Annotated in this window: 19 protein-coding genes and 2 tRNA genes; 19 read left to right on the forward strand and 2 right to left on the reverse strand. The window is 61.7% G+C overall.

What is annotated here, in order from left to right:
* Nucleotides 1–28: 28 nt before the first annotated feature.
* Complete coding sequence (locus ACIA76_RS07715; protein WP_397149725.1) at nucleotides 29–313, reverse strand: XRE family transcriptional regulator; 285 nt, start codon at nucleotides 311–313, stop codon at nucleotides 29–31.
* Between the two features lie 167 nt (nucleotides 314–480).
* On the opposite strand from ACIA76_RS07715, the gene ACIA76_RS07720 reads away from it, so the two are divergent.
* Nucleotides 481–720, forward strand: a complete 240-nt coding sequence (locus tag ACIA76_RS07720; RefSeq protein ID WP_397150679.1) for an HNH endonuclease — start codon at nucleotides 481–483, stop codon at nucleotides 718–720.
* Between the two features lie 73 nt (nucleotides 721–793).
* Here the strand turns inward: ACIA76_RS07720 and ACIA76_RS07725 are convergent, their stop codons facing one another.
* Entirely contained in the window at nucleotides 794–931 is a 138-nt protein-coding gene (locus ACIA76_RS07725; RefSeq protein ID WP_397149727.1) for a hypothetical protein, read from the reverse strand.
* 402 nt (nucleotides 932–1,333) lie between these two features.
* Between ACIA76_RS07725 and ACIA76_RS07730 the strand changes: the two genes are divergently transcribed.
* From ACIA76_RS07730 to ACIA76_RS07815, 18 genes are all read left to right on the forward strand, one after another.
* Nucleotides 1,334–1,407 (forward strand) — tRNA-Met (locus ACIA76_RS07730).
* Between the two features lie 9 nt (nucleotides 1,408–1,416).
* A tRNA-Trp gene (locus ACIA76_RS07735) sits at nucleotides 1,417–1,491 on the forward strand.
* A 227-nt stretch (nucleotides 1,492–1,718) separates the two neighbouring features.
* A complete protein-coding gene (locus tag ACIA76_RS07740; protein WP_397149729.1) occupies nucleotides 1,719–2,117 on the forward strand; it encodes a hypothetical protein in 399 nt (132 codons plus the stop codon).
* A gap of 9 nt (nucleotides 2,118–2,126) precedes the next feature.
* Nucleotides 2,127–3,830 (forward strand): hypothetical protein, encoded by a 1,704-nt coding sequence (locus tag ACIA76_RS07745; protein ID WP_397149731.1) that lies wholly within the window; start codon nucleotides 2,127–2,129, stop codon nucleotides 3,828–3,830.
* Nucleotides 3,831–3,842: 12 nt separating this feature from the next.
* Entirely contained in the window at nucleotides 3,843–5,408 is a 1,566-nt protein-coding gene (locus tag ACIA76_RS07750; protein WP_397149733.1) for a phage portal protein, read from the forward strand.
* Between the two features lie 2 nt (nucleotides 5,409–5,410).
* On the forward strand, nucleotides 5,411–6,463 hold the full coding sequence (locus tag ACIA76_RS07755) for a hypothetical protein (protein ID WP_397149735.1): 1,053 nt from the start codon (nucleotides 5,411–5,413) through the stop codon (nucleotides 6,461–6,463).
* 60 nt (nucleotides 6,464–6,523) lie between these two features.
* Nucleotides 6,524–7,204, forward strand: coding sequence for a hypothetical protein (locus tag ACIA76_RS07760; protein ID WP_397149737.1), 681 nt, complete (start codon nucleotides 6,524–6,526; stop codon nucleotides 7,202–7,204).
* A 32-nt stretch (nucleotides 7,205–7,236) separates the two neighbouring features.
* Nucleotides 7,237–7,650 (forward strand): head decoration protein, encoded by a 414-nt coding sequence (locus ACIA76_RS07765; RefSeq protein ID WP_397149739.1) that lies wholly within the window; start codon nucleotides 7,237–7,239, stop codon nucleotides 7,648–7,650.
* Between the two features lie 42 nt (nucleotides 7,651–7,692).
* The gene (locus ACIA76_RS07770) at nucleotides 7,693–8,733 is read left to right on the forward strand and encodes a major capsid protein (protein ID WP_397149742.1); all 1,041 of its coding nucleotides are present in this window, start codon (nucleotides 7,693–7,695) and stop codon (nucleotides 8,731–8,733) included.
* Between the two features lie 118 nt (nucleotides 8,734–8,851).
* Nucleotides 8,852–9,079 (forward strand): hypothetical protein, encoded by a 228-nt coding sequence (locus ACIA76_RS07775; RefSeq protein ID WP_397149744.1) that lies wholly within the window; start codon nucleotides 8,852–8,854, stop codon nucleotides 9,077–9,079.
* The gene (locus tag ACIA76_RS07780) at nucleotides 9,079–9,462 is read left to right on the forward strand and encodes a hypothetical protein (protein WP_397149745.1); all 384 of its coding nucleotides are present in this window, start codon (nucleotides 9,079–9,081) and stop codon (nucleotides 9,460–9,462) included. The genes ACIA76_RS07775 and ACIA76_RS07780 overlap by 1 nt, the downstream gene beginning before the upstream one ends.
* Before the next feature lie 19 nt (nucleotides 9,463–9,481).
* The gene (locus ACIA76_RS07785) at nucleotides 9,482–9,802 is read left to right on the forward strand and encodes a hypothetical protein (RefSeq protein ID WP_397149747.1); all 321 of its coding nucleotides are present in this window, start codon (nucleotides 9,482–9,484) and stop codon (nucleotides 9,800–9,802) included.
* Complete coding sequence (locus ACIA76_RS07790; RefSeq protein ID WP_397149749.1) at nucleotides 9,802–10,245, forward strand: hypothetical protein; 444 nt, start codon at nucleotides 9,802–9,804, stop codon at nucleotides 10,243–10,245. Before ACIA76_RS07785 ends, ACIA76_RS07790 begins: the two co-directional genes overlap by 1 nt.
* 32 nt (nucleotides 10,246–10,277) lie before the next feature.
* Nucleotides 10,278–10,631: a hypothetical protein gene (locus ACIA76_RS07795; RefSeq protein ID WP_397149751.1), complete on the forward strand. Its 354-nt coding sequence runs from the start codon at nucleotides 10,278–10,280 to the stop codon at nucleotides 10,629–10,631.
* Between the two features lie 75 nt (nucleotides 10,632–10,706).
* Nucleotides 10,707–11,378, forward strand: a complete 672-nt coding sequence (locus ACIA76_RS07800; protein ID WP_397149753.1) for a hypothetical protein — start codon at nucleotides 10,707–10,709, stop codon at nucleotides 11,376–11,378.
* 96 nt (nucleotides 11,379–11,474) lie between these two features.
* Nucleotides 11,475–11,663 (forward strand): hypothetical protein, encoded by a 189-nt coding sequence (locus ACIA76_RS07805; protein ID WP_397149755.1) that lies wholly within the window; start codon nucleotides 11,475–11,477, stop codon nucleotides 11,661–11,663.
* 34 nt (nucleotides 11,664–11,697) lie between these two features.
* Nucleotides 11,698–12,075: a hypothetical protein gene (locus tag ACIA76_RS07810; RefSeq protein WP_397149757.1), complete on the forward strand. Its 378-nt coding sequence runs from the start codon at nucleotides 11,698–11,700 to the stop codon at nucleotides 12,073–12,075.
* A gap of 158 nt (nucleotides 12,076–12,233) precedes the next feature.
* Complete coding sequence (locus tag ACIA76_RS07815) at nucleotides 12,234–12,563, forward strand: hypothetical protein (RefSeq protein ID WP_397149759.1); 330 nt, start codon at nucleotides 12,234–12,236, stop codon at nucleotides 12,561–12,563.
* Nucleotides 12,564–12,569 lie beyond the last annotated feature (6 nt).

Raw genomic sequence — 12,569 nt, forward strand, 5'->3', positions numbered from 1 at the left:
TTAGGCCGTGTATCAGGGGAAGCTGTGGTTACACGGTCTGCGCGAGCTTCTGTTCGACGTTGATCGGCCGGTAGCTGGCCGTGAAGTCGAAGTCGATGCCGAGTCGGTCGGCCCAGACGAGGAGCTGGGGAAGGCTGAAGAACTGGTCACGGCCGTGCATGAGGTCGGACACCTGGGGCGCGGTGGCCTGGAGTAGCTTTCCGGCGTCCTTGTTCTTGAGGCTGAGGTCGCGGATGCGTTCGCGGAGGATCTCGGCCCAACGGTGCCGCGTCGCCAGCTCGACCTCAGGCATGTTCTTCTTCACGTTCGGCATACCTCGATGTTAGTCCATATACCTAACTTCCACTATCGGATCATCTATGCACGTGCATGGTTTCGCGAGATCCTGGCTGGTGCAAAGGTGTTGGTGGCTGGGTTGGGGTGCACATGGCGTGGGGGTCGGGTCGCTCGATTGAGTTCGTTCGGAACCGTCCGTTGGTGATGCGACGTGACCGCGGGCTGTGTCAGCTGCGGCTGGCCGGCTGTCGTGGGTCGGCGTCGGAGGTGGATCACCGTGTGGCGGTTGCGTTCGGCGGATCGGATCGAATTGAGAACCTTCACGCCGTGTGCGCCCCGTGCCACAAGCTGAAGACCCGGGACGAGGCCCTACAGGGCATCCGTCGCCGCCGGGCCGCTGCGATCCATCCTGACCATAAACGGAAGCATCCGGGGTTGCTATGAATGTTGCTGATCTTGTCGAAATCGCTGGTTGTGTGGTGAAGATCCTCAGCTTGGTGTTGCCGCTGCTGGGGTTCTAGCCGTCGATCACGAGGACGTTGGAGGTGGGGCGTGTCTCGCCTTCATCGCCCTTGTGGGGTTCGAGCCGCATCTCGGTGTCGCCCTTGATGATTCGCACGGTCTTCCCGCAGGCGGCGCACAGAAACGTGCTCATGGTGCGCGCTGCGCATGTGGAGGTCTTGCTGGAAGATCTCGTAGAAGTGCGGGTCCGCGCTGCCGATCGTACTGACTGCTAAGCCCCTGGGATGTCGAGTCCTATTGGGTCGGGAAGTGTTCTGGGTGGTTCCCCTGGTTGAGCAGGTCGCAGATAGCTTGGGCTTCGGCAGTGTCGGCTGATTCCGCGGCGCAAAGGAGGCCATTATTGTCGGGGCTGTCCACGTATTCTTTCCAGTCGTCGAACTCGACCATGAGATGCTTGTCAGTAGGGTTTGAATTGCTGTCAGGGCGAATGACGATGAATGCGATTTGGTGATCTTATCAGGCCGTCTTCCCGCCTGTCACCTATCATCTTGCGCGCTTAAATAAGCGGGCTAATCTTGTGTCTAGTTGTTAGCGATGCGATGTGGAGAAGCTCGGTTATCTCGCCTGTCTCATAAGCAGGAGCCGTCGGTTCAAATCCGGCCAGCGCAACTCACGCATAAGGATGTAGCTCAATTGGCAGAGCGGTGGTTTCCAAAACCGCGTCAGCTACAGGTTCGAGTCCTGTCGTCCTTGCATGAGGTAGGGGTGCGTCTACCTGTCCGTGTGTCTGATGAACGGATGAAAACAACGCACATTTCCTCCCTCTGTAGCCCGACGACAGAGGTGATTCCGCGGTAGCCAAGGGTGGCTCGCGGGTGGATGGATAGGACCCGACAGGACAACTGAATATGGCAGGTAGACGACCGGGTACGGCCCCGAAACAGCCGCACGAGCGTGCGCGCCGGAATGCAGACCCGTTCGTGGCAGGTGACGGTTGGACCGAGCTGCCAGACGAGCCATATGACGGCGAGATTCCGCCGATCCCGGAATGGATCGATGTCGGTTCGCGTGGTCGCGCCATCTACGAAGATCTGGCTTCGCTCCCACAGGCCCGCACGTACGGGCCGGGTACCTGGCTGACCCTCCATATGACTCTCCCGTTGATCGAACGGTATCTGTCCCGGCCGGGCTCGGAGAACTTCAAGGCCATTACGAGCACCCTCGGCGCGGCGTTGTCGCTGACCGAGCTGGATATGCAGCGTGCGCGTATCCGGGTGAAGCCGGTCGAAGACGAGGCGGAAGAGACCGGGACGCCGGGGGAGAAGGTCGTCCCGATGGCGGCGGCCCGCCGCGCCCGGCTGATGAATTCGGCGTCGTAGCGGGCCGCGATGCCGCACGACGTTATCCGGCTCCCGCAACACGATCGGGCGTTGTCTCTGGGCTGGCTCGCGATCGAGTGGATCGAGGCGCTGACCGTCCACGGCTCCGGCGACATCGCTGGCGAGCCGGTCTCTCTGGTGGACGAGTACGCGGCGTTCATCGTTGACCTCTACGGCCTCGAGCAGGATGGCTCCCGCCTGTACGATGCGGGCTTCCTGTCGCGCCCGAAGGGGTGCGCAAAGTCTGAAATCGCGGCTCTTATAGCGCTTTTCGACACGTTCGGGCCTTCGCGGTTCGACCGGTATGCCGAGGGCGGCGAGGTGTTCGTCTGCCCGTACGGAACCGGTTTCACCTACACGTATTCGCCGGGTGAACCGATCGGTAAACGGGTCAACAGCCCTGAAGTCCGTTGCTGCGCAACCGAAGAGGACCAATCGGGCCTCGTATTCGACACCATCTACGTCAACGTGACGGACGGTCCGCTCGCGGCGGCCATGGAGCACAAGGACTCCGCTGGCCTGTCCCGGATTCTGGTCCCGGGTGGCGGTGAAATCAAGCCGTCTACCGCAAGTTCTGCGAGCAAGGACGGCGGCAAAGAAACGCTCGTGATCTTCGATGAATCACATTTGTACAACCGGCCCGAGTTGAAGCAGATGCACAAGACGCTGGTGCGTAATTTGCGTAAGCGGCGAAAGAGTGCGGGCACGTTTTATCTGGAAACCACGACCATGTACAACCCCGGCGAGGAGTCGGTCGCTGAGGACACGTACCAGGTTATCGAGGATTACCGCAGCGGCAAGCTGAAGAAGCCCACGAGGACCCTGTTCGACCACCGTTATGGGGATATTGCTCCGGAGGATCTGGAGGACGAGGAGAAGATCCGGGCGGCGCTGCTGGATGCCTATGGGGATTGTGCGTCCTGGAACGACATCGCCGGCTATGTGGACGCGATTCTCGATCCGCGGACCGATGTGGCTGATTCGTACCGCTACTGGTTCAACGCCAAGCATTCGGCCGAGGGCGCGTGGATCGCGAAATACCAGTGGGAGTCCTGCGGGCCGGAGGTGCATGTCATCAAGCCTGCAAAGGACAGGGATGTCATTGTCCTGGGTTTCGATGGTTCCCGTAAGCGCCGCCGCGGTGTCACGGACTCCACCGCGCTGATTGCCTGCCGTGTCTCGGATGGGCTGGTGTGGCCGGTCAAGGTTTGGGAGCAGGACCCCGGCCAGTTCTACCGGGACGGCTGGGAAGTGCCGGAGCACGATGCGCAGGCCATGGTGCAGTATGCGTTCCAGGCGTATAACGTGGTCGGTTTTTATGCCGACCCTGCCCGGTGGGAGTCGACCATCGCGGGCTGGGAGGCCAAGTACGGGCCTCATTTGAAGGTGAAGTCCACGCAGGCGCATCCGATCGAATGGTGGATGACCGGCGACCGTGCCTACAAGAGCGTCAAGGCTCTCGCTGAATTCGAGAACGCGATATTGGACCAACAGATGCGGCACACCGGGGATCTTCAGCTGTCGGCGCATATTTTGAACGCCCGCCGACGCTCCACCACCAAAGGCGTTCAGATCATGAAGGAAAAGCCCGACTCGCCGCACAAGATCGACGCTGCCGTGGCGGCGACGCTCGCGTGGCAATGCCGTCTCGACGCGGTGGCGAAGGGGATAGGGCTTCCACGGAAACCACGCGCTGTGGTGCGGATTCGATAACGGGTGACGGGTATGGCCGATAATACGGTGGTTGATGCTTCGGCTGCATGGGCGCCGGAGCAATGGTTCGAATTTCTGATGAAGCGTTTCGATCAGAAGTTGAAGGACAAGCGGAACGCGGTCACGGCGAATACGCCGAAGACCCGTCGGGAGCGTCTGGACCTGGCCTGGTCCTATTACATCGGTGACCCTCCGTTGCCGAATGTGCAGGAGAAGTATCGGGAGACGTTCCGCGAAATTCTGCGTAAGGCCAGGAACAATTATGCCGCGATGAGTGTCGATGTCATGACGGACAAGTCGGTGCTGACCGGCGTCCTGACCGATGCTGACGCGGATGTCGATGGCGACGATATTGCGCGACAGATCGGCGAGGAGTCGGGCTGGGATGCGATGCAACGTGATCTGCAAACCTATATGTATCTCTTCGGTGAGGCATATGCGTTGGTGATTCCTCCGCTCGAGGGCGTTGCGGGTGCGATGCCGATGATCACCGCAGAGAATCCACGTTTTGCTCTTGGTATTCCTGATCCGACGTATCCGCGCCGGTTGAAGGCGTTTGTGAAGGTGTTCAACGACGAGATCAACGATCAGCAGGTCGGGCAGCTGTATGTGAACTCGGTGCAGTACGAATTTCGCCGCGATCCTGGTATGTACACCAACACGTTCAGTTCGGACGAGTGGGCGCTGGCGAATCAGGCTACGTTGGCGGACTTGGAAGTATTCGGTGGTGTTCCGGCGGTCAGGTTCGACAATAAATTCGGTTTGGGTGAGTTCGAGCCGAATATCGATTTGTTGGATCGCATCATGGATGGTGTTCTGCAGCGCATTGTTATTCAGTGGTACCAATCTTTCCGGCAGCGGGCGGTGAAGGGTGATTTGCAGGGTGGCGCGGACTTCTCGGACCCTGAGGAGGATCTGGGCAACTTCATTCGCCGCGTGGCCGACACCAACGTGCAGGATCTTTTTACCGCTGATCCGGGCGCGCTGTGGCTGGTGCCGCCGGATGTGGACTTCTGGGAGTCGGGGCAGGCGGATCTGGTGCCGCAGCTCACCGCCATCCGCGATGACGTGAAGGAGTTCGCCGCGTCCACCCGGACTCCGTTGCACGTGATCACACCGGATGCCGCGCAAGGGTCGGCCGAGGGTGCCTCGCTGATGCGAGAAACGTTGGAGGACAAGGTGTCTGATCGTCAGTCGCGGATGACCGCTCCGTGGGCGTTGACGTGGAAGATCGCGTTCACCCTCGCGGGTCAGGTGAACCGGATTCAGGGCGTGAAGCTGCTGTGGAAGCCGATCTCGCGCGACGGTATCGCCGCCCAGGCCGAGGCGGTCGCCAAGACGCGCGGCGTGGTGTCCCGCAAGCGCCAGGTCATCAAGTTCATGGGCTTCACACCGGCGGAGGCCAAGCTCAACGAGTCCGAACTGATGCAGGAACAGCTGGCCGCGCAAGCGTTCGCGATCCCCGCCGCCGCAGCTGCGACCGGCCAGTCCGGGCCATCACCTCAGCAGACGCAGGACCAGCAGCCACAGCAGGCGGCGGGGCGGGCGGGCGCTGGGATCGCGGGTGAGGCGCCGTAGCGATGACTTCCGCGCTGTTGGGGATGGTGCAGGCACGGGCAGCTCGCCGGGACACGCTGGAGCAGCTGTTGCTGGATCGGCTGGATGCCTGGTGGAGGCTCACCAACCCGTACGACGACGACCAGGTGTCCTACTTTGTCGACCAGGCGGTGCCGTTGATGGAGACCGCGCAGCAGGCGATGGTGTCGATGGCCACGGCCGCGCAGATGTTCTATCTGTCGGACCTGGATGTCGATCTGGACGGGTGGGTGCCGGATGTGCCTGCCGAGGTGCGGACCTTCCCGCACGGGGTGGCCGGCCAGTTCGGTCGGCCGGTGCAGGCGTCGGCGAACGGCCGCACCTCCGAGCGACTGGCGGTGGCGGAGGTCTTCCAGCGTCCGGCGCGGCAATTGCGTGCTGAGGTGGCCCAGGGCGCGGCGTTCGACGATGCTCTTGCTAATTCGGTGGAGCGTGTGAAAATCATTGCTGGGACCAATCTGGCGCTGGCGGAACGCGAGGCGGAGACGCAAATTCTGCGCGAAGCGAATCGGCAGAACAAGAAGGTCATCGGGTGGCGGCGCGTTATCCATCCCGAGCTGTCGAAGACCGGTTCGTGCGGTTTGTGTGTCGCGGCATCGGACCGGATTTACTCGGTGAAGGATTTGAAGCCGATTCACGATCGGTGCCGCTGCGAAACCATGCCGGTCACTCACGCGAGTGATCCGGGCCGGGAGCTGAACGAAGACGACTTGAAGCGTCTGTACCAGGACGCGACGAGCACCTATGCCTCGGATCTGAAACGCACCCGGTACCGGGTTGATCAGCATGGTGAACTTCAGGCGGTGTTGGTCCCGGAGAAGCGCGGCCAGACGGTTCTGCGCACCAATGGTTTCGCTGCGCCGGTGAATTTGGACGAGTTCCAGAAGCAATACGAGTTCGCGCAGCGGCAGCTGCCGTTGATGCGCCAAGTTCTCGCTCAAACGCGGGCGAACGGTTTCGAAGACGGTTCGGAGCCGATCACGTACCAGCGTGGGCAGATCGCCCGCTATGAAGCAATTCTGAGCGGCAAACAGTAGAGATCGAAGTCCGGCATGGCCTTCGGTGAATAGTGAATGACCCGACAGGGATAACTGAATATGGCAACTGACCAGGTGACCGGCGCGACGACAGACGTGAGCGCCACTGCGGAGACCGAGAAGGCTACCGACCCCGTCATCGGCACCGACAATGACACCGCTGTCCCGATGACCAAGCACGGCTTTCCGGCCGAGACTCCGCTGGCGGAAATGTCGATCGAGCAGCAGCTGGCCTATTGGCGGCATCAGAGCCGCAAGCATGAGGACGCCTCCAAGGCGCTGCGCGGTGGCGTGACAGCCGACGACGCCCAGAAGCTCAAGGACCGGATTACCGAGCTGGAACGCGAACGGCTCTCCGAAGGGGAACGCGCCAAGACCGATGCCCTCGACGCGGCCCGCGCCGAGGCGGCGCAGCAGGCGCGTGCGGAGCTGCTGCCGCGGCTGCGGGAGGCCGAGTTGCGCGGATACGCCAGCATCGTCCTGACCGACCAGAACAAGCTAACCGGCTGGCTGCGCACCACGAACGCGGACGCGTTCCTGGGCGAGGACGGCGAGCTGAAGGGGGAGAAGGTCGTCGAGCATCTGCGTGAGATGTATGGCACCGCGGCGGCCGAGCCGACCCCGCCGCCGAACGGTCAGCGGCATCCGAATTGGGGGCAGGGCCAAGGCGGCGAAACGAAGACCCAGCGTGGCGTGAGTGGCCGCGCGGAGGCTGCCCGGCGTTTCGGGCCGAAGGAATAACTGAATAGTGGTTTCCCTGAAGGGGATTTGATATGGCGAATATTGCGGTGCGGCAGACCGGCACTCGATACGGCGATGCTCGGGTGTGGGTTCTCTGGGATCAGAGCGAGCAGCGCGGCCGAGTGAACATCACTCTGGACATGACCAAGTTCACGGCCGCGACTCACTACCCCAAGGGATATCTGCCCTCGGGTCTGGTGCTGAGCCAGATTACTCAAGCGGGCGCGAATCAGGGCCTGTACGGGCCTTACGATCCGAAGGCGGCCGATGGCCGACAGGTGCCCGCGGGATTCCTGTGGAATACGTTCACCCCGACCGACTTGGCGGGCCGCGAGGCCGCGCCGCTGTGGGTGGGTGTCGGCTTGATCAAGGAATCGAAGCTCCCGGCGAATTCGGGCCTGGATGCGGCGGCCAAGACTGCGCTGTCCTGGTTCAAGTTCTTCTAGTCGCTCGGCTGCCGGTCTTTATAACTGAATAGAGGAGTTTCCATGGCTTTGGTTTTCGATGGGCCGCTGGTTCCGGACGACACCATCGTTTTCGCTCGCGAGGTTCCGACCCCGAGTGAACATAAACTGGCCCAGTTCTTGCCGGACAAGTTGGTGCAGGAGCAGACCATTCGCCTGGCGAATGTAACCCGCGTCAACCGGACTGCACAGTTCCGCACCTTCGACGGTTCGATTCCGCAGCTCGAGCGGGACACCTTCGATACCCGCGAAGTCGATCTGCTGCCGATTTCCGTGCAGGGTATGAAGGGTGAGCTCGAGCGACTGCAGCTGGAACGTATGCGCCAGCAGGGCGGCAATCTGGAAGCGATCACCAACGCCATCTACGACGATATCGAGGCGAGTGTTCGCGCGATCCGTAATCGTGTCGAGATCGCGCGTGGTGAACTTTTGTCCACGGGCAAGATGACTTTGAACGAGAATGGTGTCTCGCTGACCGCCGACTACAAGGTTCCTACGGGTAACTTCGTGGCCCCGACTACCCCGTGGTCGGATGTGGCGAACGCGAAGGTCGTTACCGATATCACTTCGTGGATCGAGTACTACACCACCGTGAATGGGTACGCGCCCGGCGGCATGATTATCTCGCGCAAGACCGCAGGATATTTCCAGCGCAATGCCGAGTTCAAGTCATACGCAAATCAAATGGTGTCCGGTACCCCGCAGATCGTGTCGCGGTCGGTTGTTAACAGCGTTCTGGATGACTTCAACCTGCCGGGTATCGCGGATGTCTATGACACCGTGATCAATGTCCAGGGTACTGATACCCGCGTGATTCCGGAGGGCAAGGTTGTTTTCTTGCCGCCGAATCCTGCGGATCTGGGTTTTGTCGCTTGGGGCATTACCGCTACGGCGATGGAACTGATGAGCGCTCAGCAGACCGATATGAGCTTCCAGAATGCGCCGGGCTTGGTGGGTGTGGTGACCAAATCGGGTCCTCCGTACAAGGAGAGCACGTTCGTGGACAGCCTCCTGCTGCCGGTGCTGCAGAAGCCGGAAGCGCTGATGGTGGCGACCGTCGCCTGACGGCGAAGTAATCATCTAGCCGGGGCATTGCGCGCATGGTCTGCTGTCGGTGGATCACGAATGGCTTGCCTCGGCGCGGTGAGGATTCTTCTCCCCGTCCGAGTATGGGAAATAGGTTATGTCACAACTGAATACGTATGTGCACGTGCAGGACGAGAAGAACGTCACGCACATCTTCGGTCCTGGCGATCAGGTGCCGGGTTGGGCGGTCAGGGCGATCACCAATCCTGCCGTGTGGGCTCACCGCGATGAGGACCCCGATCCGGAACCGGACGGCGCTGTCGCCGAGGGTGGACCGCAGCCGGTGCGACGCGGGCGTAAGCCTGCGGTGAAGGCGGCTGCGTAGTGGGCGATTTCGCGACGGTCACCGATGTCGCCGACCGGTTCGGCAGCACGCTGACCCCGGAGCAGGACAAGCTGGTCACCGCCCGCATCGCCGACGCCGAAGCGCTGCTGCAGACCGAGGTGCCCGCCCTGGCCGGTGGGACCGGCGGACTGCCGGTGATCACGCTGGCGAACGCGAAGCGCGTGGTGTGCGACGCGGTGCTTCGCCCGCTGCGGAACCCGGCCGGGTTGGTGTCGGAGAGGTCCGGCCCGTTCGAGGTGACTTTCCACGCTGAGGCGCTGGCCGAGGAAATCTACTTCACTGCCGATCAACTGGCGTTGTTCCGGCGTCGGCGGCGGGTCGGCGTGGTCGGTGTCAGCGGCCCGCGCTGGTTGGCGGTGTGAGGTGCTGACCGGGGAAACAGTGATCGTTCTTCGCCGAGCCTCGCGTGACAAGTTCGGCGACCAGTCCTACGACGCCCACCACGAGGAGCCCAACGTCCTGTTGAGCCGATCGGGGACACGTACCGAAACCAGCTCTCCGGCCATGGATTTCCGCGACACGATCGTTGACGACGTGACCGCGTACTTCCTCCGGCCGGGCGCTGATGTGCTCGCGTCGGATCAGCTCGAGTTGCCCGGCGGTGATGTGTACGCGGTGCAGGGCAAGCCGCAGCGGTGGAAGACGGCCACTGCGGGTCGCCGGGCGGGCGTTGTGGTGAATCTGCGGCAGGTGAGTGGCTAATGGCGGCACCGAAGAACACGTTCGAGTTTTATGGCACGCGGTCGGCGAACGGCTGGAACAACCCGGCGATTGCCGCGTTGCTGGTGGGTCCGAAGATACGCAATACCGTGCAACGGATTGGCGTGAAGGCCGTGGGGCTGTGGCAGGCTCGAGCGCCACGCAAGTCGGGCGAACTGGCAAACTCGGCGGCGATCTCGATGCGTCTGCTGGACGCGAGTGATGGGCCGTTGGGGGCAGTGTCGCCGCGCTGGGCCGCCGACGTGGAGGCCAAGGCCGGGTATTCGGCGGCGGTGAACTTCGGTCGCCGCAACTGGCGGGGCAAGGCCGTGAGGGACACGCCGCGCAACCTGACCACGCGCGGCACGATCCGCCGGCGGCGGCCGGGCAAGACCCGGGCGTCACGCACCTGGCAGGAGATCATCCGCATCATGGCGGCCAGCTGATGGCGGGCTTCCCGGACGCGGAGCTGGTGTGCATGGCCCTGCTCGACGACCTCGGGTATACCTGCACGGCGTTGCCGGACGGCAGCCGATGGCCGGAGCTGGTCCCGCTGATCGGCGTGCATCGCAGCGGCGGCGGCATCGACTCGGAGGGCATCACGGACCGGGCGATGATGTCGGTCTGCGTGGTCGACGCGACTCGCCCCAAGGCGTGGGCGACGGCGGCGAAGGTCCGTCAGCGGCTGCTCGCGGCGGGTGCTACCGAGGTCGACGGCGCGTTGATCGATTCCACTGAGGAAATCATCGGCAATAACCAAGAGCAGGACACCGATATCGACGATCGGTTTGTCGATATGGAGTTTTGGGTGTCGTTCCGGGAAATCTGGTGATCCCGGCCGGGTGACGCCATTTCGGCGGCGGGTGTGCTTTTACAACTGAATATACAACTGAATATAGGGGTTTCCATGGCGGCTACTACTGATTTCGCCACTGTCCAGAGTCTGAAGCAGCGGCTGATCCGCAAGCCATTGGCTGGCGCCGTATTGCTCGCACCGTCGACCACACCACTACCGACGGCATACTTCAGCGGCGCAACCAGTGATCTGGTCGATTTGAAGGCCGCCGGTTTCCAGAGCATCGGTCATGTCTCCAAGGAGAATGCCCCGACGTTCAGCCCGGAGACCGAAACCAAGGATGTCGACGCGTGGGGTTTGTTGGAGCCCGCCCGTACAGACATGGTGTCACGGAAAACAACCATCAAATGGACAGGTCTCGAGACTCACAAGCTGAATCTGGAGCTGTATCACAACACCGACCTGTCGAATGTGAAATACGACAAAGACACCGGTGAAACGCGATTCGCTGATCCGACCGAGCCGTCCATCATCTACCACCGTGCATTGTTCGTGGCCGTGGACGGGGCGGGCGTCAATCGCATCTGGGTCATCAAGGAAGTTCCGAAATTCACGGTGACCACGGTGGGTGAGCAAAAGTGGAACGCGGATAACGCGATCGAGTACGACATCACCGGCCGCGCCTTCATCGATGAGACCGCCGGTTACGCGATCCGCACCATCTTCGGTGGCCCCGGATGGAAGGCTATTGCTCCCGACGCTGGCTTCGCCGCGGCGGCGTAATGGCATGAGTTCCGCCCAGCCGCGGGTTTCCTCCCCGAATCTGCGGCCGGGCGGCTTCCAGTGTTTTTCGGGGAGTTCTGCTGTGGAGGATTCGAGATGGCTGGTGTTGTTTTCCCGGTGACTGTTGTGGCGCCGGACAAGCGTGAAGCGAAGGTCCATAACGCGATCGAGTTGAATAATCTTGTTGCTCACGGATACGTAGTCAAGACTGGTATCAGTGCCCCGGTGAATGCGTCTGAATCGCCTGCTAAGGGCAACGCCGCTGCGGGATCGCGCGGCAAGTAATCGAAGTCTATACAACTGAATATAGGGGAGATCTATGGCTGCCAAGAGGGTTGCGAAGTCGGTGTCTCGCTGGGAGGCGCTGAAGCGTGAGGCCAAGAAGAACTACAGTGCGCCGGAGCCGTATGTGTTCGACGGCGCGAATCCTCAGATCGAGATCACCGCACCCGATACCCTTGAGCGGTCGCTCGCTTTGGCGTCGATGTTGGATTCTCGTGGCGGTATCGCTATCCGTGATCTGGAGCCGATGATTCTGGCGCTCGTGGGTCGTGAAGCCTTCCCGGTCGTGTGGGATGCCATTCGGGATGAGCCGGTCGAGGTCGCGATGGCTCTGGTCGAGGACATCAACCGCCATTTCGATGCTGTTCCTGATGCTGGGGCGGATGATCTGCCGGGGGGCGCGTCGGCCTCATAACGCTCGTCTGTGAGCATTATGGGGCCATCGAGTGGGACTTGTTCCACTACTGGAATGTGGACCTCTTGGATTTCTTCCGAGGGGTCCATTCCTGGCATCGGCTCTACCGATTTCTCCAGCGTCTACCGCCTGGCTCCCAATACAAGGCGGCGCTGGACATGGACGAGGGCCTGGCCAAACATATCCTCGATATCCGCGACACGGAAGAACGGGACGCGGAACTATACGGCGACGAGAGTGAAACGGCCCCTGATGGCCTGCCTCTGATCACGTCGTCGGCGGGGTATTCGATCGATTCTTTCCTGCTGCTGTCCGTGTGTGACCTGTTGCAGCAGTTGATCACCACGTTGATCGCGGTAAACATGCCGCCCGGCAAGTCGCCGCCCAAGGTGAAGCCGATGCAGCGGCCCGTGAGTGCGCTCGATCGGGAAAAGGCTGTACGCGAACAATCGGCGGTCGACGAGACGCTATCGGAGATGGGTTTCTAGGGAAAT

The sequence above is a fragment of the Nocardia sp. NPDC051570 genome (genome assembly GCF_044454005.1).
Classification (GTDB): domain Bacteria; phylum Actinomycetota; class Actinomycetes; order Mycobacteriales; family Mycobacteriaceae; genus Nocardia.

What these genes read in the sequence shown, in the direction of transcription:
- ACIA76_RS07760 (WP_397149737.1), top strand. Translation starts at nt 6,524, where the DNA reads ATGGCAACTGACCAGGTGACCGGCGCGACGACAGACGTGAGCGCCACT.
- ACIA76_RS07745 (WP_397149731.1), top strand. Translation starts at nt 2,127, where the DNA reads ATGCCGCACGACGTTATCCGGCTCCCGCAACACGATCGGGCGTTGTCT.
- ACIA76_RS07750 (WP_397149733.1), top strand. Translation starts at nt 3,843, where the DNA reads ATGGCCGATAATACGGTGGTTGATGCTTCGGCTGCATGGGCGCCGGAG.
- ACIA76_RS07770 (WP_397149742.1), top strand. Translation starts at nt 7,693, where the DNA reads ATGGCTTTGGTTTTCGATGGGCCGCTGGTTCCGGACGACACCATCGTT.
- ACIA76_RS07800 (WP_397149753.1), top strand. Translation starts at nt 10,707, where the DNA reads ATGGCGGCTACTACTGATTTCGCCACTGTCCAGAGTCTGAAGCAGCGG.
- ACIA76_RS07755 (WP_397149735.1), top strand. Translation starts at nt 5,411, where the DNA reads ATGACTTCCGCGCTGTTGGGGATGGTGCAGGCACGGGCAGCTCGCCGG.
- ACIA76_RS07815 (WP_397149759.1), top strand. Translation starts at nt 12,234, where the DNA reads ATGGACGAGGGCCTGGCCAAACATATCCTCGATATCCGCGACACGGAA.
- ACIA76_RS07725 (WP_397149727.1), bottom strand. Translation starts at nt 931, where the DNA reads ATGAGCACGTTTCTGTGCGCCGCCTGCGGGAAGACCGTGCGAATCATC.
- ACIA76_RS07765 (WP_397149739.1), top strand. Translation starts at nt 7,237, where the DNA reads ATGGCGAATATTGCGGTGCGGCAGACCGGCACTCGATACGGCGATGCT.
- ACIA76_RS07810 (WP_397149757.1), top strand. Translation starts at nt 11,698, where the DNA reads ATGGCTGCCAAGAGGGTTGCGAAGTCGGTGTCTCGCTGGGAGGCGCTG.
- ACIA76_RS07790 (WP_397149749.1), top strand. Translation starts at nt 9,802, where the DNA reads ATGGCGGCACCGAAGAACACGTTCGAGTTTTATGGCACGCGGTCGGCG.
- ACIA76_RS07715 (WP_397149725.1), bottom strand. Translation starts at nt 313, where the DNA reads ATGCCGAACGTGAAGAAGAACATGCCTGAGGTCGAGCTGGCGACGCGG.
- ACIA76_RS07805 (WP_397149755.1), top strand. Translation starts at nt 11,475, where the DNA reads ATGGCTGGTGTTGTTTTCCCGGTGACTGTTGTGGCGCCGGACAAGCGT.
- ACIA76_RS07775 (WP_397149744.1), top strand. Translation starts at nt 8,852, where the DNA reads ATGTCACAACTGAATACGTATGTGCACGTGCAGGACGAGAAGAACGTC.
- ACIA76_RS07720 (WP_397150679.1), top strand. Translation starts at nt 481, where the DNA reads ATGCGACGTGACCGCGGGCTGTGTCAGCTGCGGCTGGCCGGCTGTCGT.
- ACIA76_RS07795 (WP_397149751.1), top strand. Translation starts at nt 10,278, where the DNA reads ATGGCCCTGCTCGACGACCTCGGGTATACCTGCACGGCGTTGCCGGAC.